This window comes from Pantoea anthophila (genome assembly GCF_006494375.1).
GTDB classification, from domain to species: Bacteria; Pseudomonadota; Gammaproteobacteria; order Enterobacterales; family Enterobacteriaceae; genus Pantoea; species Pantoea anthophila.
Genome location: NZ_VHIZ01000008.1, coordinates 97,174 through 120,113, shown reverse-complemented (window position 1 = coordinate 120,113; position 22,940 = coordinate 97,174). Strand labels below are relative to the sequence as shown.

22 protein-coding genes and 1 riboswitch are annotated in these 22,940 nt (G+C 58.3%); of the genes, 10 read left to right on the top strand and 12 right to left on the bottom strand.

Translation table 11 applies throughout. The annotated features are described in order from the left end of the window. From FJW00_RS00965 to pgi, 5 genes are all read right to left on the bottom strand, one after another. The coding region (locus FJW00_RS00965) for a YjbH domain-containing protein (protein WP_140922806.1) at window positions 1-266 on the bottom strand (266 nt) is incomplete at its 3' end. Next, window positions 266-1,009, bottom strand: coding sequence for a capsule biosynthesis GfcC family protein (locus tag FJW00_RS00960; protein ID WP_140922804.1), 744 nt, complete (start codon window positions 1,007-1,009; stop codon window positions 266-268). The genes FJW00_RS00965 and FJW00_RS00960, both read right to left, overlap by 1 nt. Further along, entirely contained in the window at window positions 1,006-1,653 is a 648-nt protein-coding gene (locus FJW00_RS00955) for a YjbF family lipoprotein (RefSeq protein WP_140922802.1), read from the bottom strand. Before FJW00_RS00955 ends, FJW00_RS00960 begins: the two co-directional genes overlap by 4 nt. Before the next feature lie 176 nt (window positions 1,654-1,829). Then, on the bottom strand, window positions 1,830-2,078 hold the full coding sequence (yjbE, locus tag FJW00_RS00950) for an exopolysaccharide production protein YjbE (protein WP_009092634.1): 249 nt from the start codon (window positions 2,076-2,078) through the stop codon (window positions 1,830-1,832). Between the two features lie 565 nt (window positions 2,079-2,643). Further along, window positions 2,644-4,290 (bottom strand): glucose-6-phosphate isomerase, encoded by a 1,647-nt coding sequence (pgi, locus tag FJW00_RS00945; protein ID WP_009092632.1) that lies wholly within the window; start codon window positions 4,288-4,290, stop codon window positions 2,644-2,646. A 429-nt stretch (window positions 4,291-4,719) separates the two neighbouring features. Beyond that, window positions 4,720-4,910, top strand: a riboswitch (Lysine riboswitch). Between the two features lie 119 nt (window positions 4,911-5,029). On the opposite strand from pgi, the gene lysC reads away from it, so the two are divergent. From lysC to panS, 3 genes are all read left to right on the top strand, one after another. Next, entirely contained in the window at window positions 5,030-6,382 is a 1,353-nt protein-coding gene (lysC, locus tag FJW00_RS00940) for a lysine-sensitive aspartokinase 3 (protein ID WP_140922800.1), read from the top strand. Between the two features lie 239 nt (window positions 6,383-6,621). Next, entirely contained in the window at window positions 6,622-7,317 is a 696-nt protein-coding gene (aqpZ, locus tag FJW00_RS00935; protein WP_309147964.1) for an aquaporin Z, read from the top strand. Between the two features lie 181 nt (window positions 7,318-7,498). Then, entirely contained in the window at window positions 7,499-8,416 is a 918-nt protein-coding gene (gene panS / locus FJW00_RS00930) for a ketopantoate/pantoate/pantothenate transporter PanS (protein ID WP_009092628.1), read from the top strand. A gap of 37 nt (window positions 8,417-8,453) precedes the next feature. Here panS and FJW00_RS00925 read toward each other — a convergent pair whose 3' ends face one another. The 6 genes from FJW00_RS00925 to FJW00_RS00900 all read right to left on the bottom strand — a co-directional run bounded on the left by FJW00_RS00925 (window position 8,454) and on the right by FJW00_RS00900 (window position 14,714). Further along, entirely contained in the window at window positions 8,454-10,079 is a 1,626-nt protein-coding gene (locus tag FJW00_RS00925; RefSeq protein ID WP_009092626.1) for a Na/Pi cotransporter family protein, read from the bottom strand. 108 nt (window positions 10,080-10,187) lie between these two features. Beyond that, on the bottom strand, window positions 10,188-11,180 hold the full coding sequence (locus tag FJW00_RS00920; RefSeq protein ID WP_140922796.1) for an ABC transporter ATP-binding protein: 993 nt from the start codon (window positions 11,178-11,180) through the stop codon (window positions 10,188-10,190). A 2-nt stretch (window positions 11,181-11,182) separates the two neighbouring features. Beyond that, the gene (locus FJW00_RS00915; RefSeq protein ID WP_140028707.1) at window positions 11,183-11,968 is read right to left on the bottom strand and encodes an ABC transporter permease; all 786 of its coding nucleotides are present in this window, start codon (window positions 11,966-11,968) and stop codon (window positions 11,183-11,185) included. A gap of 10 nt (window positions 11,969-11,978) precedes the next feature. Then, complete coding sequence (locus FJW00_RS00910) at window positions 11,979-12,824, bottom strand: ABC transporter permease (RefSeq protein WP_140922794.1); 846 nt, start codon at window positions 12,822-12,824, stop codon at window positions 11,979-11,981. After that, the gene (locus FJW00_RS00905) at window positions 12,821-13,633 is read right to left on the bottom strand and encodes an alkaline phosphatase family protein (protein ID WP_009092622.1); all 813 of its coding nucleotides are present in this window, start codon (window positions 13,631-13,633) and stop codon (window positions 12,821-12,823) included. Before FJW00_RS00905 ends, FJW00_RS00910 begins: the two co-directional genes overlap by 4 nt. Window positions 13,634-13,652: 19 nt before the next feature. After that, entirely contained in the window at window positions 13,653-14,714 is a 1,062-nt protein-coding gene (locus FJW00_RS00900; RefSeq protein ID WP_009092621.1) for an ABC transporter substrate-binding protein, read from the bottom strand. A 206-nt stretch (window positions 14,715-14,920) separates the two neighbouring features. On the opposite strand from FJW00_RS00900, the gene FJW00_RS00895 reads away from it, so the two are divergent. The 4 genes from FJW00_RS00895 to ubiA all read left to right on the top strand — a co-directional run bounded on the left by FJW00_RS00895 (window position 14,921) and on the right by ubiA (window position 17,603). Then, a complete protein-coding gene (locus FJW00_RS00895) occupies window positions 14,921-15,628 on the top strand; it encodes a UTRA domain-containing protein (RefSeq protein WP_009092620.1) in 708 nt (235 codons plus the stop codon). Window positions 15,629-15,698: 70 nt separating this feature from the next. Continuing rightward, window positions 15,699-16,109, top strand: a complete 411-nt coding sequence (psiE, locus tag FJW00_RS00890) for a phosphate-starvation-inducible protein PsiE (RefSeq protein WP_009092619.1) — start codon at window positions 15,699-15,701, stop codon at window positions 16,107-16,109. An 86-nt stretch (window positions 16,110-16,195) separates the two neighbouring features. Beyond that, complete coding sequence (gene ubiC, locus FJW00_RS00885) at window positions 16,196-16,708, top strand: chorismate lyase (protein WP_140922792.1); 513 nt, start codon at window positions 16,196-16,198, stop codon at window positions 16,706-16,708. Between the two features lie 28 nt (window positions 16,709-16,736). Continuing rightward, the gene (ubiA, locus tag FJW00_RS00880) at window positions 16,737-17,603 is read left to right on the top strand and encodes a 4-hydroxybenzoate octaprenyltransferase (RefSeq protein ID WP_009092617.1); all 867 of its coding nucleotides are present in this window, start codon (window positions 16,737-16,739) and stop codon (window positions 17,601-17,603) included. 245 nt (window positions 17,604-17,848) lie between these two features. Here ubiA and plsB read toward each other — a convergent pair whose 3' ends face one another. Beyond that, on the bottom strand, window positions 17,849-20,272 hold the full coding sequence (gene plsB / locus FJW00_RS00875; protein WP_140922810.1) for a glycerol-3-phosphate 1-O-acyltransferase PlsB: 2,424 nt from the start codon (window positions 20,270-20,272) through the stop codon (window positions 17,849-17,851). 127 nt (window positions 20,273-20,399) lie between these two features. Between plsB and FJW00_RS00870 the strand changes: the two genes are divergently transcribed. From FJW00_RS00870 to dinF, 3 genes are all read left to right on the top strand, one after another. Beyond that, window positions 20,400-20,768, top strand: coding sequence for a diacylglycerol kinase (locus FJW00_RS00870; RefSeq protein ID WP_009092615.1), 369 nt, complete (start codon window positions 20,400-20,402; stop codon window positions 20,766-20,768). A gap of 105 nt (window positions 20,769-20,873) precedes the next feature. Continuing rightward, on the top strand, window positions 20,874-21,488 hold the full coding sequence (gene lexA, locus FJW00_RS00865; RefSeq protein ID WP_009092614.1) for a transcriptional repressor LexA: 615 nt from the start codon (window positions 20,874-20,876) through the stop codon (window positions 21,486-21,488). Between the two features lie 100 nt (window positions 21,489-21,588). Beyond that, window positions 21,589-22,911: an MATE family efflux transporter DinF gene (dinF, locus tag FJW00_RS00860; RefSeq protein ID WP_140922790.1), complete on the top strand. Its 1,323-nt coding sequence runs from the start codon at window positions 21,589-21,591 to the stop codon at window positions 22,909-22,911. Window positions 22,912-22,940 lie beyond the last annotated feature (29 nt).

The following is a 22,940-nucleotide window of genomic DNA, read 5'->3' as shown; positions in this document are numbered from 1 at the left end:
GTACGCACGTCGGTGTAACGCACGGTCGTCTCCAGCCACGGGAAGAGCTGCAGCGATGCGGAGTAGTAGCGATACTGATCGTTGTCGCGGGCATTGAGGCTGAACTCCCCCTCTCTGGCCATGCGCGCGGTCGGCACCTGCATCAGGCCCACGCCGCCAAAATCAGATTGTGAAGGTCCCACCGGCGCAGGCCAGGTGTCAGCCTGCGCCTGACAGGCTGCCGCCACGGAAACAGCCAGCAGGCTGAAGAGATAACGTTTTTTCATCAGTCTGGTATCCGGTGAGTCAGTACGGAGAGAAGGCGATCGTTGAGATCTTCATAGGCACCTGGCAGGCTCCACGATGAAAAGCCGAGCCAGATAATGCTGCCTGGCTCCACTTCCACATGGCGATGATTCCAGTACGCTACCGGCACCTGCTGCGTGGCACCCGACGGGGCAATCACCGTAACAAAATTGCGTTCTGCCCCGGAAAGTAACGAATGTCCCTCAAGATAGTCACGTACGGATTTTCCCGGTTGCCAGCTCACTTTGCCTGCCCCACTCAGCGCGCCGAGCAGCAGCACGGAATCGGACGGGGTTTGCAGCCAGAGGTCATAGCTGCCTTCCAGACGACGGTTGTCTGCCGGATGCAGACGGATCCAGTCCGGGTCGAGCGAGGTAAACTGGCGGCCTGTTACCCTGATCGCACTCAGCTGGCGGATCACCTCATCAATGGCCGCCGCCCGGTCGCCACTGCTGTCGGCACGCCACGCGTGCAGCTCGCCCAGCGTCTGTTGATAGTGCTGCTGTGCCACGGCGCTGGCACCGCGCTCGGCAATAAAAGTACGACGCCAGTCCGTGTTCGCCTGCAGCGGAGGAAGCGTCACCAGCTGGGCGAGATCGGCAATCTGGCTCAGTTCAGCCTGACCGCCATTATGCGGTGCGTGGACAATCACCTGCGCCGTCGCCTGCGCGCCTGCGGTGCTGAGCAGGCTCAGCCCGGCCAGCAAAAATGTTATTTTTTTCATGATTTCGCCGGCTTCAGAATAGTGGTGTCTACAGGGAAGGCATCTGCCGCCAGCATCTGATGGGCCTGCACCACATCGCCGCTGCTGTTATCGATCCAGAAGGTGTTTTCCCACTTGCGGTTACTGCTGTCGATGCTCACCTGCTCATGCCAGACGCGGCAGGGAATGCGGTTGCCCGCGAGGGTCAGGACTTCATCGGTGCCGCGCGCAAAGGTGGAACGCACGGTCGCGCCGCGAACCTTGCCCTGTTCGGTCCACTGCACGATGCGGGTCCAGCCTGCGCCATTGCTGAGGTGAAGGGGGGCAGCCAGCGGGTCCTGCTGCAGATTGCTGACGCTCAGCAGGTTATCCGGTAAGCCCAGGGTTTTTACCAGGCGCCCATGCTGTGTGACCAGCATCGCCTGATCCTGAGTCACCCATTTCTGCTGACCATTCTCGTTGTAGCCCAGCACCACGAAAATACGCGGTCCCTCATTCAGCCGGGCATAGAGACTGGCGTAGGGCAGATTGTTGACCTGTTGATCGGTTACGGTGACGTCGTCAGGACCGTTAACCGCGAGCAGCAGGGTCTGTTCAAGACCTTTTTGCGTTTGTGTACAGGCCTGCAGCAGCAGGCAAGCGAGCAGCAGAGGAAGTTGGCGCACTGTGTGTCCCTGATAAGTCATGCCAAAGTAAAAATAACCACACAGACGTGTGGTTATGTTTAAAGGTGCTCTGCCCGTTACGTCTGGCGGCAAAACGGCGGACCGCGTGGCGTCGCTGAAACGTCAGCGTTGCCCGTGAGTCACCGGTCAGCAATCAGACGCGTTTCGGGTTTCCATCAACGAGTTGTGCTCGTCGTGGTTGTGGTTGTTGTACCGGTATTTGCACCGTCACCACCGCCAGAAGCGGCGATCCCGATCCCGACCAGCGCGCCCAGCGCACCGATACCGACAGCGGTCGACGTGCCGGACGAGATTGCTCCCGCCTGCGCGCCAGCTGCGGAACCCGCTTCTTCCGGCGCGGCAAAGGCGCTGGATGAGGCGGCAACGAGGATCAGGGCTGCACCGGCAACCATAGTTTTTTTCATAACAACGTTTCCTGCATTGAGTGAATGAAGGATCTCCGCCTGACGACCCTGGCTATACAGACAAGCTATGACCAGAGCGACAGGCAGTCCCATTGCGGGCGCGTTCATTATAGGGCAACAAAATATCAGAGTTCAGCGCTATAAAAACCAGGGCGGCGAAGGAGATGATGGCGTGATTTAATCAGTCGGATTGGAGATAACCGCCTTTTATATCGGAGTATTTCGGCCTGATGCCAGATATTTCGCTGCGGGTTAAAGAATTGCAAAGCGTAATGTTCTCTTTTATTAATATCTGGTACGGAATAAGAATAATCAGAATTTACTCAGGATTGCTAAAATTAAATAGGATTATGAATCAAGGGTTAACCCAGGGTAACGACGCTTTTCAGGTCCATTTTATACTGGGTGTTGGCGGGTATGATCCGGCAATGTTCAGAATTGTCTTAGGTGACTTTCGGAATTTTCCCGCGCCAGTGACGGTCTGTATATCCATAAAGTACCAGACAGGGCGTAAACAGAGACAAAAAAAGGCGGCAAATGTGCCGCCTGATTAATTTAAAGCTGATTAACGCCAGGACTTGTAGCGATTAATTAAGGCATTAGTGGAACTGTCATGACTGGTAATCTGTTCATCATTTTCCAGTTCCGGCAGAATGCGGTTCGCCAGTTGCTTCCCTAATTCCACACCCCACTGATCGAAGGTGAAGATATTCAGGATGGCACCCTGAGTGAAGATTTTATGTTCATACAGGGCAATCAGCGCACCCAGGCTGAATGGGGTAATCTCACGCAGCAGGATAGAGTTGGTCGGGCGGTTACCTTCAAAGACTTTGAACGGCACGATATGGGCCACGGACTCTGCAGATTTACCGGCATCCGTAAACTCTTTCTCCACGACGTCGCGTGACTTACCAAAGGCCAGCGCTTCGGTCTGCGCAAAGAAGTTGGAAAGCAGCTTCGGATGGTGGTCGGCGAGGGCGTTATGGCTGATGGCGGGGGCAATAAAGTCACACGGCACCAGCTTGGTTCCCTGATGGATCAGCTGATAGAACGCATGCTGACCGTTGGTGCCCGGTTCGCCCCAGATAATAGGACCGGTCTGGTAGTCCACCGGGTGACCGTCGCGATCCACATACTTGCCGTTTGACTCCATATTTCCCTGCTGGAAATAGGCCGCAAAGCGGTGCATGTACTGGTCGTAAGGCAGGATCGCTTCGGTTTCGGCACCAAAGAAGTTGTTGTACCAGATACCAATCAGCGCCAGCAGCACCGGCAGGTTCTGTTCAGCAGGCGTCGAGGCGAAGTGCTGATCCATGGCGTGTGCGCCGCTCAGCAGCTGCTCGAAGTTATCGAAACCGATAGAGAGAATGATCGACAGGCCGATGGCAGACCAGAGCGAATAGCGACCGCCGACCCAGTCCCAGAATTCAAACATGTTGTTGGTGTCGATGCCAAACTCGCCCACCGCTTTGGCGTTGGTGGAGAGCGCCGCAAAGTGTTTCGCCACGTGCTGCTGATCGCCAGCCGTTTTCAGGAACCAGTCACGCGCACTGTGGGCGTTGGTCATGGTTTCCTGCGTGGTAAAGGTCTTCGATGCGACCAGGAACAGGGTGGTTTCCGGGCTGAGATCTTTCAGCGTTTCGGCGATGTGGGTGCCGTCAACGTTAGAAACAAAGTGCATGTTCAGGTGGTTTTTATACGGGCGCAGCGCCTCAGTCACCATGAACGGGCCGAGGTCGGAGCCGCCGATACCGATGTTTACCACGTCCGTAATCGCTTTACCGGTATAGCCTTTCCACTCGCCGCTGATGATACGCTCGGAGAAGCCTTTCATCTTATCCAGCACCGCGTTCACTTCCGGCATCACATCTTTGCCATCCACCAGAATCGGGGTGTTGCTGCGGTTACGCAGCGCGACGTGCAGCACCGCACGATCTTCGGTCCGGTTAATCTTCTCACCCGAGAACATAGACTTAATGGCACCGCTGAGATCGGTCTCTCTGGCCAGCGCCTGTAACTTATCGAGGGTTTCCTGGGTGATGCGGTTTTTAGAGAAATCCACCAGCATCTGATCATCAAAGGTGGCAGAGAATTTGGCAAAACGATCGGCATCCTCAGCAAACAGATCGGCAATTTCCACCGATTTCATCTGCTCAAAATGCTGTTGCAGCGCTTTCCAGGCTGCGGTTTGTGTCGGATTGATATTTTTCATGGCAACACTCTTGTTGATAAAAAGAACCGTCATCCCATCGGGTCACATCGACCCCGTTTAGCGTTTCAGTATGACCACAGTTGTAACTGAAAGGAAAAATTTTGTCAGCGCGCTCCGGGCTGGGGAGCGGAAAGCCCGCATCCTGTCGCCAGCATTCACTGGCGCGAACAGCCGGAGAGGGCGGTGACAACGTCCGACCGAGTGTGACGCGAAAGGCCGTACAAAACGTTGTGCCGAATCAGGAATGAATGCAACGGCTGAACCCATTAAGCTTCGCAGAAAAAAGGGCGCGCCGGGCTGAACCCATCCAGCACTCTAGACGCTGTGGCGCAGGCAGATTTGTTTTCTGATGCGGCGCGCCAGCCATGCTGACATTGACAGCAGGGCCAGAAAAGGCTAAATGTATGCGCCTACTTGCGCACCTGTGCGCAAGCCAGAAGAGGCGCGTCGCCCAGGCAGTGTGTTGGAGGAACCGTATCCGGCGAAAACACATGATGGGGAGCGACGCCGAGGTGGGTCAGCACGCGGTGTGTTGCCTGTCGGCTACAGGGGCTGAATCCTCTGGGTTGTCACCAGAAACGTGCAGTCGACGTTTCGCAAGGTGGGGCGCTTCTGGGTGACTCGTCTACCCGATCTGGTCTGCCCGTTTCTGCTCTTTCCTTGTGCCTGGCTGAAAGAATGTTTCCCGACCCCTTTCTCAATGGCGGGAACAAGATAACCTGACACGAGGTTCTACTACATGTCTCAAACACTGATTGTGGCAAAATTTGGCGGCACCAGCGTCGCTGATTTTGAAGCGATGAATCGCAGCGCTGATGTGGTGCTGCAGGATGCCAGCACCCGTCTGGTGGTGCTTTCCGCCTCAGCGGGCATCACCAATCTGCTGGTTTCGCTGGCTGAAGGCCAGCCCGCTGCCCAGCGTGCCGTTCTGCTCGATGATATCCGCCGTATCCAGTATGCCATTGTGGATCGTCTGCAGCGTCCGGATGTGATCCGCGATGAAATCGATCGGATGATCGACAATATCAGTATGCTCTCCGAAGCCGCTTCGCTGGCCACCTCAAGTGCCCTGACCGATGAACTGGTCAGTCACGGCGAGCTGATGTCCTCCCTGCTGTTTGTTGAAATTCTGCGTGAACGCCAGGTCAATGCGGAGTGGTTTGACGTTCGCAGAGTGCTGCGCACCGACGATCGCTTTGGCCGGGCTGTGCCGGACGTCGACGTGCTGGCAAGGCAGGCGACGGAGCAGCTGCAGCCGCGCATCGCGCAGGCGCTGGTTGTGACCCAGGGCTTCATCGGCAGTGAAAGTGAAGGGCGCACCACCACGTTAGGCCGTGGCGGCAGTGATTACACCGCCGCGCTGCTCGGCGAAGCCCTTCACGCGGCGCGTGTGGATATCTGGACCGATGTGCCGGGTATCTACACCACCGATCCGCGCGTGGTGCCGACCGCGAAGCGTATTGATGAAATCACCTTTGAAGAAGCCGCTGAAATGGCGACGTTTGGCGCGAAAGTCCTGCATCCGGCCACGCTGCTGCCCGCCGTACGCCGCGGTATCCCGGTCTTTGTCGGCTCCAGCAAGGATCCGGCCGCGGGAGGAACCCGCGTCTGCAACGAAACCCGCAACCCGCCGCTGTTCCGGGCGCTGGCGTTGCGCCGCAAGCAGACGCTGTTAACGCTGCACAGCCTGAACATGCTGCATACGTTTGGTTTCCTCGCCGAACTGTTCAACATTCTGGCGCGCCACAACGTCTCGGTCGATCTGATCACCACCTCGGAAGTGAGCGTGGCGCTGACGCTCGACACCACCGGCTCCACCTCTACCAGTGCCAGCCTGCTGACCCAGGCGCTGCTGACGGAACTCTCGTCGCTCTGCCGGGTAGAAGTAGAAGAAGATCTGGCGCTGGTGGCGATTATCGGCAACCAGCTCTCTAAAGCCTGCGGCGTTGGCAAAGAGGTGTTTGGTGTGCTCGACCCGTTCAACCTGCGCATGATTTGCTACGGTGCCAGCAGCTACAACCTCTGCTTCCTGGTGCCGGGCAACGATGCAGAAAGCGTGGTGCGTACGCTGCACCGCAATCTGTTCGAGTAAGCCTCTCTGTTTTCTCAGGCCGCCTCAGCGCGGCCTGAGAAAGCGTCCGGCCGGGTCACCCTGGCCGGTTTTCCCACGCGTTACCTCATCCCGGATAAATCCCCTCTTTACAAAGGGTTATTATTCCCTGTTGCCAAATGGCAACCCTTTTATCCTGCCATTTCATGTGCTTGCGTTGCTATCCGTCTGCGCAGTTTTATAATCCCGCCGCAAAATCCATTCACCCAATCACAGGAAATATCATGAAAAGGTTAATCGCAGAAGCGCTGGGCACCTTTGTGCTGGTGGCGGGCGGTTGCGGGAGTGCCGTGCTGTCTGCCGCGTTTCCGCAGCTGGGCAACGGCTTTCTGGGCGTGGCGCTGGCGTTCGGGTTGAGCGTGCTGGTCATGGCCTATGCGGTCGGACACATTTCAGGCGGTCATTTTAACCCGGCGGTCACCCTGGGCCTGGTGGCAGGCGGACGTTTTCCCGCGGCGCAGGCTATCCCTTACATCCTCGCGCAGCTGGCGGGTGGCATTGCGGCGGGTGCGGTGCTCTGGCTGATCGCCAGCGGCAGAGGCGAGTTCAGTGCCGCCGCCAGCGGCTTCGCGGCGAATGGTTACGGCGCGCATTCGCCGGGCGGCTTCAGCCTGCAGGCGGGCATGATCAGCGAAGTCGTGATGACAGCCATCTTCCTGATCGTCATCATGGGGGCGACCAGCGAACGCGCGCCGAAAGGCTTTGCGCCGATTGCGATTGGCCTGGCGTTAACCCTGATTCATCTGGTGACGATTCCGGTGACCAACACCTCGGTTAACCCGGCTCGCAGCACGGCAGTAGCCCTGTTCCAGGGGGACTGGGCACTCTCACAACTGTGGATGTTCTGGCTGATGCCGGTTATCGGTGGTGTGGTGGGTGGTGTGATCTACCGCAGTTTAGAGGATAAAGCAGCGTAATTTCGTCGATTTGCAGCGGATCGGCAGCAGTCGATCCGCATTTTCCCGCCCCGCCGCATGTTCGCCTTACGTCGTGATAACGAAATGTTATGATCCCGCCCGCGTCAGCAGTCGTTCCTGTATGGCGTGCTTCAGGGGCAACTCTGCATAAAACACAACACTCTTATAAGGAAGTCTGGCCATGCTCGCCACTTTAACCCGCCTGTTCCCGCTCTGGGCCGTGCTGTTATCTGTCGCCGCGTATTACTCGCCCGGAACGTTTCTTGGCATCGGGCCGTGGGTCACGTATCTGCTGATGCTGATCATGTTTGGCATGGGCGTGACGCTCAATATTGACGATTTTAAACGGGTGCTGACCCGCCCCGCACCCGTAATTGCCGGTACCTTTCTGCACTATCTGGTGATGCCGTTAGCTGCCTGGGCGCTGGCAAAACTGTTCCATATGCCGCCCGATCTCGCTGCGGGGATGATTCTGGTCGGCAGCGTCGCCAGCGGCACCGCCAGCAACGTGATGATCTATCTGGCGAAGGGGGATGTGGCGCTGTCGGTCACGATCTCCTCCGTCTCGGCGCTGGTGGGCGTATTCGCCACGCCGCTGCTGACCCGCTTTTATGTGGACACCCATATTCAGGTGGATGTGGTGGGGATGCTGCTGAGCATCGTGAAAATCGTGGTGATCCCGATCAGCCTCGGGCTGATCATTCATCACAGCATGAACAGCGTGGTTCGCCGGGTCGAGCCCTGGCTGCCTGCGTTTTCAATGATCTGTATTCTGCTGATCATCAGCGCAGTTGTGGCGGGCAGTCAGAGCTTTATCGGATCGGTGGGCCTGATGGTGATCGCCGCTGTGATCCTGCATAACGCCATTGGCCTGCTGGGCGGTTACTGGGGAGGCAAGCTGTTTGGCTTTGATGAGTCAACCTGCCGCACGCTGGCGCTGGAGGTCGGGATGCAGAACTCCGGTCTGGCGGCGACGCTGGGCAAGCTCTACTTCTCGCCGCTGGCGGCCCTGCCGGGCGCGCTGTTCTCGGTGTGGCACAACCTGTCAGGTTCACTGCTGGCGGGCTACTGGTCCGGAAAGCCGATCAAGAAGCCGTAACACCGATGGCGCGCAGAGGTTTCCCTCCTCTGCGCGCTTATTCATAATCACGCTCATCGTCGGGCTGCTCCAGCACGGTATAGGCGACGCTGCAGAACAGTGAGTTGAGACGCTTCATGTCACCGAGCAAACCGAGGTGCAGCGAACTGGTCTCAATACTCTGCACGTTCTGCTGATGCAGGCGGTCAACGTGCGCGTGCGAGTAGCGGCGAATCATCAGACGGAAACGATGTTTCGCTCGGCGCAGCCGTTTGGCACTGGTGACATCGTGCGACAGAAACACCGACAGACTCATTCTGAGGTTGCTAATCAGCAGCTCCTGCAGGCCTTCCAGCTCTTTCAGTCCCTCGGCTGAGAAGGCGCGGCCCGCCGCCAGCGACTTATCCGCTACATCACCGCTCATCCGTTCAATGATGTCGCCGGCCTGCTCCAGATTGAGCGACATCTCAATGATTTCCCCCCAGCGTCGCGAATCCTCTTCCGGCAGATCCTCTTTCGGCATCCGCGCCAGATAGAGTTTGATGGCGGTGTAGAGCACATCGACATCATCATCCAGCCGCCGCACCGTGCGCTCCTCGCGCGATTCCCCATGCATCACCTTATTAAACGCCTCCAGCATCTGCTCCAGCACGTCGCCCATGCGCAGCGCCTCGCGGGCGGCATTCACCAGGGCGAGCGCCGGGGTATCCAGCGCGCTGCGGTCAAGATGCTTCGGTTTCAGCTGCAGAGCGGTGTCCACATCGTCGGCGATGAGACGACGGCAGAGGCGCGCCATCAGGTCAGCAAAGGGCACCATCGCCACGCAGCGAACCAGGTTGTAGAAGACGTGGAAGAAGATCACCAGCTCTTCATCGTTCACCGGCAGCTTATCCAGCCATGTCGCCACGATATCGACAAAGGGCAGGATCACCACGCAGCCGATCAGCTTAAACAGCAGGCTGCCGAGCGCCACGCGCTTGCCCGCCGCATTGGAGCCGCTGGCGTTGATCAGGGCCAGCAGGCCGCTGCCCAGGTTGGCACCAATCACCAGACAGAGCGCCACCTTGAAAGAGATCACCCCGGTGGCGGTCAGCGTGGCGGTGATCAGCACCGCAGCCAGGCTGGAGTAACTGATAATGGCGAAGACCGCGCCCAGCAGGGCATCGAGCATCACATCGCCGGTCAGGCTGGAGAAGAGCACCTGGACCCCGGCGGCCTGGGTAATCGGGCGGGCGGCTTCAACAATCAGCTGCAGTGCCAGCAGGATCAGACCCAGTCCGATACTGGCCCGGCCTAGCTGTCCGGCTCGGGTCTGCTTACGGCTGAGAAAGAAGACCACGCCAAAAAAGATAAACAGCGGCGAGAGCCAGGAGAGATCAAACGTCAGGATACGCGCCATGATCGCGGTGCCGACATCCGCCCCCAGGATCACCACCAGCGCGGGGGTCAGGCTGACCAGATTCTGCGCCACAAAGGAGGTGACCAGCAGGGTGGTGGCATTGCTGCTCTGCACCAGCGTGGTCACACCAATGCCTGCCAGAAAGGCCATCGGTTTCTTTTCTATGCTGCGGCTGAGGACGCGGCGCAGATCGGCGCCGTAAACCCGCATGATGCCGGTGCGGACGATATGCGTGCCCCAGACCAGCAGGGCCACGGCGGAGAGTAAATTAAGCAGAGTTAACACGGGGGGTTGCTCCTCCAGAGTCAGGCTTAAAGCACAGACTGCCAGCCTGACGGAGAGAGCAATCTGTGAAAAGGGATTGCCGTGCTTTGCCTGATTTTTTCCTGTGTTTTAAGCCACCTGGCGCAAAGTCGACATCGCTAATTGTAGACCAATCTGACTGCCAGCGGGATGCAAATCCGCCGCCGATCGGTTAAGCACATCCACCGAAAGTTCCACATCCTGCGCCCGGATACGGTAGCGGATGACATTGCCCAGCAGGCTGTGGCTGAGGATGACCGCAGGAATGCCCTGGCCCTGCGCCATGAACTGCATCGATTCCGGACGAATCGCCACCTGGCTGTGAAAAGGCTGGCCGGTCAGCCGCGTCGCCTGCTCAGCGCTGAGCAGGTTGTAGTTACCGATAAACCCGGCGGCGAAGAGGTCAGCCGGCTGGGTGTAGAGCGCTTCGGCATCGCCGTTCTGCACGATTTTACCCCGGTTCATCAGCACAATACGATCGGAGAGCGTCAGCGCCTCCTCCTGATCGTGGGTGACGAAAAGGGTCGTGAGGTTCAGCTCGCGCTGGATGCGGCGGATTTGATCGCGCAGATGGCGACGGATTCGCGCATCCAGCGCCGACAGTGGCTCATCCAGCAGCAGCAGACGCGGACGCGTCACCAGCGAGCGCGCCAGAGCCACGCGCTGACACTGTCCGCCCGACAGCTGATGCGGATAACGGCGCGCATAGTCGCTGAGCTCCACCAGCTCCAGCACCTCCGGCACCCGCTGGCGGATCTCTGCGTCGGGCAGCTTCTGCATCGTCAGGCCAAACGCGACGTTTTTCTCTACCGTCATGTTGGGAAAGAGTGCGTAGCTCTGGAACACCATACCGATGGCGCGCTTCTGCGGCGCCAGCGGCACAATATCGTGACCGGCCAGTCGGATTTCGCCGCTGTCGACGCCGGTTAAACCGGCCAGGCAGCGCAGCAGCGTCGATTTACCGCAGCCGCTGGGGCCGAGCAGGGTAACAAACTCACCTTCTGCCGCGCTGAAATCGATCTCCTCGAAAATGGGGGTGGGCCCATAGCGTTTATTCAGCGATCTGACCTCAAGATAACTCATACTCAGCCTCGTTCGGGATTCAGGGCGTTAGCCAGCCAGGTAACCAGCAGCACCACAAAGAAATAGGAGATCACCAGCGCGCTGGTGAAGTGACCGCTGCCGTTGCGCATGTTGTAGAGATAGACCTGCAGGGTTTCATAGCGGTTGCCGACCAGCAGGTTAGCAAAGACAAATTCGCCAATCAGAAAAGAGAAGGAGAGCAGGACCGCAATCAGCATCCCTTTGCGCAGGTTGGGCAGCACCACCCAGAGTGCCGCCTGCCAGGTGCTGGCACCCAGCAGCTGCGCGGCGTCGATCAGCTCTTTCAGGTTGATGGCCTGCATATTGTTCGCCAGCGCCCGATAGATAAAGGGCAGCGCGATGGTGAAATAACAGCCAATCAGTATCCAGGGTGTGCCGGTCAGCATCAGCGGGGAGGAAGAGTAGAGCTGCAGCAAACCCACTGACGAGACCACCGGCGGCACGGCGAAGGGCATCAGGATCAGAATGTTCATCACCGCATCCAGCCGTGGATAGTAGTAAGCGATTACAAACATGGCAGGCAGCACCAGCAGCAGCGAAAAGAGCAGCGCACCAAAGCAAATCAGCAGGGAATGGCCCAGCGCCGTCAGAAAACGCGGGTCACTCCAGAGCTGGATGAACCACTTCAGGCTATAGCCCTGCGGCAGAATGGTATTACTCCAGTCAGAGGCGATCGCATAGAGCAGCGTGGCCGCCAGCGGCAGGGCCAGCAGGAGAAAAAGTAACCCAACCATTATCCGGTGATACAGGCGCTCAGCAGGTGACATGACGGCTCCTTCAGGGCTGTTTCGCGTTGAGATAGCTGCGGCGCACCAGATACTGCTGCACCAGGGTGATCAGCGCCATAATCGCTACCAGCAGCATCGCCAGCGCGCTGCCGGTGTTGGGGTCCAGCGAGATATCCCCGGAAACCAGCGCGGCGATGCGCACCGGCACCACGTTAAAGTTTCCGGTAGTCAGGGCATAAATGGTGGCGTAAGCCCCCAGCGCGTTCGCCAGCAGCATAACAAAGGTGCCAAGCAGCGCCGGAAACAGAATCGGCAGGGCGATGTGCCACCCATAGTGCCAGCGGCTGGCCCCCAGCAGAGCCGCTGACTCCTGCCACTCTTTCTTCAGCCCGTCGAACGCCGGGTAGAGCAGCAGCACGCCCAGCGGGATCTGGAACCAGGTGTAGACCAGCACCATGCCGTTGCGCGAAAAGAGCCGGAAGCTCTCAATCAGCCCGTAGTGACGCAGCAGCAGCGTCAGACAGCCGTTCAGCCCCAGCAGGATCACAAAGGCGAAGGCGAGCGGTACACCGGCAAAATTGCTGGTCATGTTGGTAAAGGAGAGCAGGAAACGCTGCAGCCGCCCGCCGCCGAGCTGGTGCAGGGAGTAGCCGGTAACCAGCGCAATCACTAATCCATAGACGCTTGACCAGAGCGAAATATCGAGCGAAAAACGAAACGCCTGCTGATAAAAGGGCGAGGTCAGGATGTCGTGATAATTATCCCAGCCCCACTGGCTGTTCATCTCACTCCAGAAGCTGTTGATGGCGATCCACAGCAGCGGTGCCAGCTGAAAGGCGACCCAGAACAGGGCAAACGGCAGCAGCAGCAGCAGGGCAAAGCCTTTTCTCCTCATCTCGGTGGCTCCGCCAGCAGTCCGCGGCAGACCGGTTTGTCATGCGGTACCTCAAGCAGTTCGCACAGGGTGCCGCACAGATCGGTCTGCTGCGGTGCCAGGTCAGGCTGCAGCGAGAAGGCCCGGCCAAAGACAAACAGCGGCACCGTAGTCTCCTCAGGCAGAATGCCGCCATGGGAGCGATCGTCATTCATACCGTGATCGGCGGTCACCATCACCTGATAGCCCTCGGCCAGCCACAGCGGCATCCACTGCGACAGCAGGCCGTCGGCGATGCGCGCCCGGTTGCGGTACTGCGGTGAGGAGAGGCCCGATTTATGACCGGCGTCGTCGATGTTCATCGGGTGGATCAGCAGAAAGTCGGGATCGTGACGCAGCCGCAGGCTCTCTGCGTCTTCAAACAGATGCGAATCGGGATAGCTGTCGTCAGAGTAAAAATGACCATACTGAATCGGCAGTTCCGGTGCGTCCGTATGACGATCGCGCGCCGGAACAAACGGGGTTCGGTTATAAAGTTCACTCACCCAGTGGTAGGCCGCCGCCGCGGTGGTCAGGCCCGCCGCACGGGCAAAGTGAAAGATGCTACGCTCGCGACTTAACCGGCTGACGCCATTGTGAATAATGCCGCTTCTGACCGGCGGGACGCCGGTCAGAATGCACTCATAAAGCGGCCGCGACAGCGAGGGCAGTTCACAGGTCAGACGGTAGTAAAAGCCGTTGCCCTGCGAACATTCGGCATGCAGATAACCCATTGCATGTTGTGCGACCTGATTGCTCAGCCCATCCAGCACCACCAGGATAGTCTTCATTTCCTCTCCCCGCCGCAGGTTACTGCTGCATGTTGATGATGACGTTTTCCTGCCACAGGCGCGGCAGCATTTTTGACGATTTATCCCAGGCGGCCTGATCTTTAACCGGGCGGGCATTTTTGTACTCTGACTGCGGCAGCAGGCGAGCCTGAACATCCGCAGGCAGCGTCAGATGCTCGGCACGAATCGGACGGGCATAGCCCTTCGCCAGGTTAATCTGACCCTGGTCTGAGAAGATATATTCGCGCGTCAGTTTTGCCGCGGCAGGATGTTTCGCATATTTATTGATGAGGGTGGTGTAACCGGAAGTCACAGAACCGTCAGAAGGGATCACCACTTCGTAGCGGCTTTTATCAATCTGGTCACGGTAGTTAAGGGCGTTAAAGTCCCACACCACCGCCATCTGCACTTCCCCTTTTTCGATGTTGGCGATCACCGGATCGGTCACGCCAAGACGCCCCTGTTTTGCCAGGTCAGCAAAGAAAGCCAGCGCCGGTTTCAGGTTCTTCTCGTCGCCGCCTAATGCATAGTTTGCCGCCAGCACACCGTTGGCTGCCTGAGCTGCCACGCCGACATCACCGATAGTAACCACATACTTACCTTTTTTCAGATCGGCCCAGCTGTGGGGGATATCCTTAACCTGCTGCTTGTCGATCAGGAAAGCGATGGTGCCGGTATAGGCCAGCGCCCAGTGACCCTCTTTATCTTTGGCCCAGGCCGGGATCTGATCCCAGTGGGTCGGTTTATATGGCTGCGTCAGCCCTTTCGCCACGGCGATGGGGCCAAAGGCCGCGCCGACGTCGCCGATGTCAGCGCTGGCGTTATCTTTCTCCGCATCAAATTTCGCCAGCTCCTGCGCCGATGACATATCGGTGTCGCTGTGCTTAAGGCCATATTTGCTATTGAGATCGCTCCAGGTCTCCTTCCAGTTGGCCCAGCTGTCCGGCATCCCGACGCTGTTGACCTGGCCTTCACTGCGCGCCGCTTTTTCCAGCGCGGCGAGGTCGTTATCGGCGGCCTGCGCGACGGGCAGGGTGAGCACTACAGCACTGGCTACTACAGAGGCGATAAACGCTTTCATCTCAGTTGCTCCGGGTGTAAGTTGAGGGGCCTGACTGGTCTAGTCCAGCAAGAACCGAGCCAATGTAGCCCCTGTATATGAACGATTTATGACAGAACCGCGCGATACGGGGGAAGAAAGGCAGCAGACCCGGGTCATCCGCCCGTCACAGGCGCGTTAACCTGAACAGTTATAGTGCGGAGTCGCACCAGAATGAGGCTACTGTTGTGGAGTCAATCGCACTCAAAACGGCGGAGGCGATCGCCAGTGCACTGCTGAGCCGTATCCGGGATGGCGAGTTTCAGAGCGGGCGGTTGCCGGCGGAACGCGCCTTAAGCGAGGCTTTCAGCACCACGCGGATCACGCTGCGTGAAGCGCTGGGCAAGCTGGAAGCGCAGGGGATGATCTACCGTGAGCTGCGTCGGGGCTGGTTTATCGCGCCGCCGCGGCTGGTCTACAACCCGCTGCACCACAGCCACTTTCATGCGATGGCGACGGAGCAGGGGCGGCGGGCGACGACGGAGGTTATTGCGGCTGGCGAGGTAGCCGCGCAGGACGCCGTGGCGACAGCACTGGGTCTGGCCCCTGGCTCGGTGGTCTACTGCATCCGCCGTCTGCGGCGCATTGATGGGCGCGCGGTACTCTATGTGGAACACTACCTGAATCCGCACTTTTTCCCTGGCCTGCTGGAGGAAGATCTGACGCGCTCCCTGACCGACCTCTATGACCAGCGCTACGGTATTCGTTACGGTGGCGCGCGCTTTACCATTCTGCCCGGCCCGCTGCCGGACGTTGCCGCACCTGCGCTAAATGTGGCGACCGGCAGCCCCGGCCTGCTGATCACCCGCATCAACCGCAATCAGCAAAAAGCGGTGATCGACTGCGACTGTGAATACTGGCGCTATGATGCACTCTGTGTGGATGTCGAAGCCTGAGGAGTTATTGTGATTTACATCACACTCGCGCATGATGATGCGCGCTGATAACTCCATTTTAAGGCGCAACATGAGTGACAAAAATCCTTTGGCCCGCCACCTTGCAACGGCACTGCAGTGGGTGCTGAATGTGGGCCTGCTGAGTCTGGCGATCATCCTGATCGTCTTTTTAGGCAAAGAGACGATCCATCTGGCAAACGTGCTGTTTAATACCGGCGAGCAGGCCTCTTCCTATCTGCTGATTGAGGGAATCGTGATCTATTTCCTCTACTTCGAATTTATTGCCCTGATTGTGAAGTACTTTCAGTCCGGCTATCACTTTCCGCTGCGCTATTTTGTCTACATCGGCATTACGGCGATCATCCGCCTGATTATTGTCGATCACAAAAATCCCTTCGATACGCTCTGCTACTCGGCGGCGATACTGATGCTGGTCATTACGCTGTGGCTGGCAAACAGCAACCGGCTGAAACGCGAATAATTCACCTGCCGTCTGGTACGACGGCAGGTGTTCGCATCGCGTCTCTGCGCTAAACTACCGACCTCAAAATTACCGGGAGTGGTGCTATGTCTCAAGACGCGCTCAGCTTATTAGGTGCGCTCAACTGGCTTTCTTCATCGCAGGCAGCCCTTGCGCCGCCGTTGCTCGACTGGCTGATGGAAGAGGATTCAATGACGCGCCGTTTTGAACAGCATTGTCAGCGGGTGACGGTTCAGCCATTGCGCGAAGGCTTTATCGATGCCAGCGAGTTGGGCGAGGAACGCGCCCTGTTGCCGGATGATGAACGCTTCTGGCTGCGTGAAGTGCTGCTGTTCGGCGACGATCAGCCCTGGCTGGCGGGCCGCACCCTGGTGCCGGAAAGCACCCTCAACGGGCCTGAGGCGATGCTGCAGCAGTTGGGTACCCGTCCTCTGGGTCGCTATCTTTTCTCCTCTTCGACGCTGACCCGCGATTTTATTGAACCCGGACAGATTGATGCATTGTGGGGACGGCGGTCGCGTCTGCGCCTCTCCGGCAAGCCGCTGCTGCTGACTGAACTGTTTTTACCGGCATCGCCGCTCTATCGCGATCTGGTCTGAGGATTTTGTGGTGGAAAAGAGCTTAAGTATGAATAAATGGCGGGACTACAGCCGCCTGATGCGCATCGATAAACCGATCGGCACGCTGCTGCTGATGTGGCCCACGCTCTGGGCACTCTGGCTGGCTGACATGGCGATGCCGCCGTTACCGGTGCTGGTGGTGTTTGTGGCCGGGGTCTTTGTGATGCGGGCGGCGGGTTGTGTCATCAATGACTATGCCGATCGCAAAGTGGATGGTCACGTTGAGCGCACCCGACATCGGCCGCTGGCCAGCGGCGCGGTGAGTGCCAGAGAAGCAAAGCTGCTGTTTGTGATTCTGGGGCTGGTGGCTTTTGCGCTGGTGCTGACCATGAACCTGATGACCATCATGCTTTCCGTGGTGGGGCTGGCGCTGGCCTGGGTCTATCCCTTTATGAAGCGCTATACCCATCTGCCGCAGGTCGTACTGGGGGCCGCATTTGGCTGGGCAATCCCTATGGCCTGGTGTGCAGTTAGTGAGTCCTTACCTCTGGTCTGCTGGCTGGTATTCATTGCCAACATCTGCTGGACGGTTGCTTACGATACGCAGTATGCGATGGTGGACAGGGACGATGACCTGAAGATTGGGGTGAAGTCGACCGCCATTTTATTTGGTCGCTTCGACAAGCTGATTATTGGTCTGCTGCAACTGGCAACCCTGCTGCTGATGGCGTCGGTGGGGACGATGCTGCACCTGAACAGCGCCTTCTACTGGACGCTGCTGCTGGCTGCCGCCCTGTTTGTTTATCAGCAGAAGCTGATAGCCGGGCGCGAACGTCAGCCCTGTTTCCAGGCTTTCCTCAATAACAACTATGTCGGGATGGTGCTGTTCCTCGGCATTTTAATGAATACGCCGCCGTTCACTCAGCTGTTCTGACTGGAAAGGCAGCCTGTCATAGCGGGAAGACCGCGCCTGCGCAGGGGACAGGGCCAGATCGGAAAGACGCAAAAGCTGTCATCCATGACGGCTCGGCCCGCGCCATCCCTGGCGCGGGACGCTTTCCTCTTCTGTCCCTGTCCCCTGCGCGTCAGGTTCTTCGTTGCTGTAAGAAGCCTGCCAGACAGCCCTGTGCGACATAAAAAAGGCGACCCTGAGGTCGCCTTTTTTGCTTTACGCGGGTATCAGTCGTGCGCGACAGCCGTTTCAATGGTCATCCGGACATCGCTGGTCACCAGGTCAGCCAGGATGTGCCAGGTGGCCTGGGTCTGTGCCACATCCGCATCTCCGCTGTCACTGATATAGCCTTCATCACGCAGCGTCAGTACCAGTGAGGTAAAGACCGCTTTGTCGAAGAACTCCGGAGCGTTGATACCGTGCAGCACGGAGAGACGTTGTGCCAGCGTCCGGCTCTCTTTCTCCAGCGTGCCGCGGTTAATCGTCGGCTTGGCGCTGAGAATCGAGAAGGTAATGGCATAACGCTGCAGCGTTTCACGCACACCAGCTGCCAGCAGTTGCAGCGTGCGATAGCGCGCTGCGGTAAAGCGCAGTTCACCGGCCTCAAGCGTAATCAGACCCTGACGCGCCAGCTCCTGACTCAGTTCAGTCAGCAGTTGCGGCAGCTCATCCCTCTCCCAGCGCAGGAAGAGCTCGCTCTTCAGCATTGGATAGATCAGGCTGACCTGACGCAGCAGTTCCGCTTCGCTCAGCGTCTGGTGTTGCTGAACAATGGCGGCAATCAGCGACGGCATCACCAGCATGTGATGAATGTTGTTGCGGTAATAGGTCATCAGCACCGCCTGCTCACGCGGCAGAATGATGATGTCGCCAATGCTGTCCTTTTCACTCTCAAACTTGTTCATGCCCAGGGCGTGATCCAGCAGCGCTTCCGCAGAGAGATCGGGCAGGGTCGCATTCGGCGAGTAAGGCACATTGCGCAGCAACTGGGTATAGCACTCCAGCTGTTCAATCAGCTGTTCGCGGGTAAGTGAGCGCTGACGTGAGGCAAGCAGGGCCGTAACACAGAGGTTCATGGCGTTAGCCGCGCCGGCTTCATTGATCCGCACCATCACGCGAGCCGCAATATCGTTCACGGTCGGGGTCAGCCAGCCGGGACGCTGTGGCTCAATCGGATCGATCGAGTCACGCCATTCCGGCACGCGCTTGTTGAGATAGTTAACCAGCGGCAGCGGTTCGCCAAAGTTAACGTAACCCTGACCGAGATTGCGCAGCTTACGCAGGCCACGCACCATCTGCATGAAGCCCTCTTTCTCTTTTGCCGCGCCGCGCAGCTCTTTGGCGTAAGTACCCACTTCCATCACATGCTCATATCCGATGTAGATCGGCACCAGCGTGATGGGACGATTGCCGCCGCGCAGCATCGCCTGCAGCGTCATGGCTAACGTGCCGGTTTTCGGGTCCAGCAGACGGCCCGTGCGTGAACGGCCACCTTCGACAAAGTACTCAACCGAGTAACCCCGGGTGAACAGCTCACCGAGGTATTCGCGGAATACCGTGGCGTACAGCTTGTTGCCTTTAAAGGTGCGACGGATAAAGAAGGCACCCAGACGACGGAAGATCGGACCGGCTGGCCAGAAGTTGAGGTTGATGCCTGCTGCGATGTGCGGCGGCACCAGGCCCTGATGATAGAGCACGTAGGAGAGCAGCAGATAATCCATGTGGCTGCGGTGGCAGGGCACGTAGACAATCTCATGACCATCCTGCGCCAGCTGGCGCACTTTTTCGCCGCCATTGACGTTGATGCCCTGATAGAGACGGCTCCAGAGCCAGCCCATCACCCGGTCAGTAACGCGAATCGCTTCATAGGAGAAGTTCGCCGCAATCTCTTCCATCATCTCGACGGCATTCTGCTGCGCTTTCTCATGGGAGATTTTTTTGCTGCGCGCCTCATCTTCTACGGCTTTTTCAATCGCTTTGGATTGCAGCAGGCGATTAAACAGATCCTGACGGGCCGGTAAACGCGGGCCAATCGCAGCCAGCCGCTGACGGGCAAAATGGATACGCGCGACGCGGGCCAGCTTCTGCGCGATCGTCTTATCTGTCCCATGTTCCGTGGCCATACGCCGCAGCGACACGGTCGGCGAGAAGCGGACAAAGCTGTCGCGCCCATGCCAGATGACCGCAAAGAACTTCTGCACGCCGTTCAGCACCCGCAGGTGTGGTGTGGCTTCGCCCTGGACTTCACGTCCCGGTGCGCGGCCAAACATCACGGTGACGGGCAGCATCTGAATATCCAGCGTGGGATTATTGCGATGCAGGTCCAGGTAATCGTGGAAAATTTTCACCGATTCCACGCTGGGTACAAAATAGGGGAAGACGCGCGGGCCATCGTGGATAAAGACGTGGCGAGGCAGCAGGGAACCATCAATCTCCAGTGGAGAGAGCGGATCGGGCAGATGATGCCGCAGACACTGCGCGCGCAAAGTCAGTAAGTCAGCCTTCGAATCGTAAGGCAAAACATACATAATAGGTCGGGTCGGATCCAGACCATGTTCAGACACGGGATCGGCCGGAATGGCCTTACTCTTTACCAGAAACGAGAGTGGTAAATTAAGCAATTTATAATAAAGTTTACGCCAACCTGACATAGACAACATGAAGCCTCTTGTTAGCAAAGCGCCGCAAGCATACCAGAAAGTGCAGCGAAGATCTGTGGTGGTGCCAAATGCACGCAGCCCAGACATTGACGTCAATCCGATAAAAGGGTTCCCACACATGGCAAATAATGCCACCGGACTTATCAGAATAGTAAAAGCCGCCGGTTACTCCTGGCAGGGGCTGCGTGCCGCGTGGCAACATGAAGCGGCGTTTCGTCAGGAAGCCCTGGCTGCGCTGGCGGCGATCATTATCGCGTGCTGGCTGGACGTTGATGTGATCTCGCGCATCCTTATGATTGGGTCGGTGGTGCTGGTGGTCATCGTCGAAATCCTCAATAGCGCCATTGAAGCGGTGGTCGATCGCATCGGTCAGGAGCATCATCCGCTCGCGGGCCGGGCAAAAGATATGGGTTCGGCAGCGGTGCTGCTGGCTATCTTACTGGCCCTGTTTGTCTGGATCGCGCTGCTCTGGACACATTTGCGATAAACCTTCCATAACGCGGCTCAGGCCGCGTTTTCCCTGACAATCGGTTTTCATTTCGCCAATACCTGTATATACTCACAGCGACTGTATAAACAACCAGGGGGCGGGATGAAAGCATTAACCAGCAGGCAGCAGCAGGTCTATGACCTGATTCGCGACCATATTACTTCAACAGGCATGCCGCCTACGCGTGCCGAGATTGCCGCGCAGCTGGGTTTCCGCTCGCCAAATGCGGCAGAAGAGCATCTGAAAGCGCTGGCGCGCAAAGGCGTCATTGAGATTGTCTCCGGCGCATCGCGCGGCATCCGTCTGTTAATGGAAGAAGAAGCCTCAGAAGGCATACCACTGATTGGCCGGGTTGCTGCCGGTGAGCCCATCATGGCGCAGGAACATATCGAGACGCATTACAAAGTCGATCCGGGCCTGTTCAAACCTTCGGCGGATTTCCTGCTGCGCGTCAGCGGAATGTCGATGAAAGATATCGGAATTATGGACGGCGACCTGCTCGCGGTGCATAAAACGCAGGATGTGCGCAATGGCCAGGTCGTGGTGGCCCGCATTGACGATGAAGTGACGGTGAAACGCTGGAAAAAGCAGGGTGCTATCGTGCATCTGCTGCCCGAAAACAGCGACTTCGACCCGATTGTTGTCGATACGCGCGCCCAGTCGCTGACCGTGGAAGGTCTGGCGGTGGGTGTCGTACGCAACGGCGAATGGCTCTGATTCTGACGCCTGCGTGCATTCGCCTTTTCTGGTGCTATTCTGTCTGCCCTGATTTTGTCGCTGCCGCCTCTGCGCAGCGACACTGAGCACGGAATGGCGAATGCGCTTTATCACGGCAACCGATAAAAATCTCTGGCGGCTCGCGCTGCCCATGATCCTGTCAAATATCACCGTTCCCTTGCTGGGCGTGGTCGATACGGCAGTGATTGGTCATCTCGACAGCCCCGTCTATCTTGGCGGGGTCGCGGTCGGGACGACCGTCACCAGCTTCCTCTTTATGCTGCTGCTTTTCCTTCGCATGAGCACCACGGGCCTGACGGCACAGGCCTTCGGGGCAGGCGACAAAGCGGCGCTGGCACGCGCCCTGATCCAGCCGCTGATCATGGCGTTGCTGGCGGGTCTGCTGTTTGTCGCGCTGCGTTACCCCATTATTCAGCTGGCCACCCATCTGATTGGCGGCGATCCTCTGGTACTGGCGCAGGCCGGACTGTTTATTCAGATCCGCTGGCTCAGTGCGCCTGCCACGCTGGCGAACCTGGTGATTCTGGGCTGGCTGCTGGGCGTGCAGTATGCGCGTGCGCCGGTGATCCTGCTGGTAGTGGGGAACCTGGTGAATATCGTGCTCGACCTCTGGCTGGTCATGGGGCTGCACTGGGGCGTTGCGGGGGCAGCCACCGCCACGGCACTGGCGGAATATATCACGCTGGGCGTCGGCGGCATGATGGTCTGGCGGGTTCTGAAGCTGCGCGGCATTCCGTTCAGCCTGCTGAAACAGAGCTGGCGCGGTGACAGCGCCCGGCTGCTGCGCCTCAACCGGGACATTATGCTGCGCTCTCTTATGCTGCAGCTCTGTTTCGCCTCGCTGACCGTGCTGGGCGCCAGGCTGGGGCCGGAGGTGGTCGCGGTGAATGCCGTGTTACTGATGTTCATTACCTTTACCGCCTACGCGCTCGATGGCTTTGCCTATGCCGTCGAAGCGTTTGCAGGTGAAGCGCATGGCGCAAAAGATGGCAGCAAACTGCTGCGCGTCTGGCACTCTGCCTGCCGACAGGCGGCGGCGGTGGCGCTCTTCTTCTCGCTGGTTTATGCCTTTACCGGCCCGCAAATCGTGATGCTGCTGACCTCTCTTCAGACAGTGCAGCAGGCGGCCGACCGCTATCTGGTCTGGCAGGTGATCATGCCGCTGATCGGCGTCTGGTGTTATCTGCTGGATGGGATGTTTATCGGCGCAACGCGCGGACGTGAGATGCGTAACAGCATGGTGGTGGCAGCCGCAGGCTATTTTCTGACGCTGCTGAGCGTGCCGGTGCTGGGCAATCACGGTTTATGGCTGGCGGTAACGGTTTTCCTCGCACTGCGCGGCCTCTCACTGTGGCTCATCTGGCGCAGGCACTGGCGTCAGAACAGCTGGTTTGCGGCCTGAGCAGGCAGATCGTTTTTAGTCCGATAGTG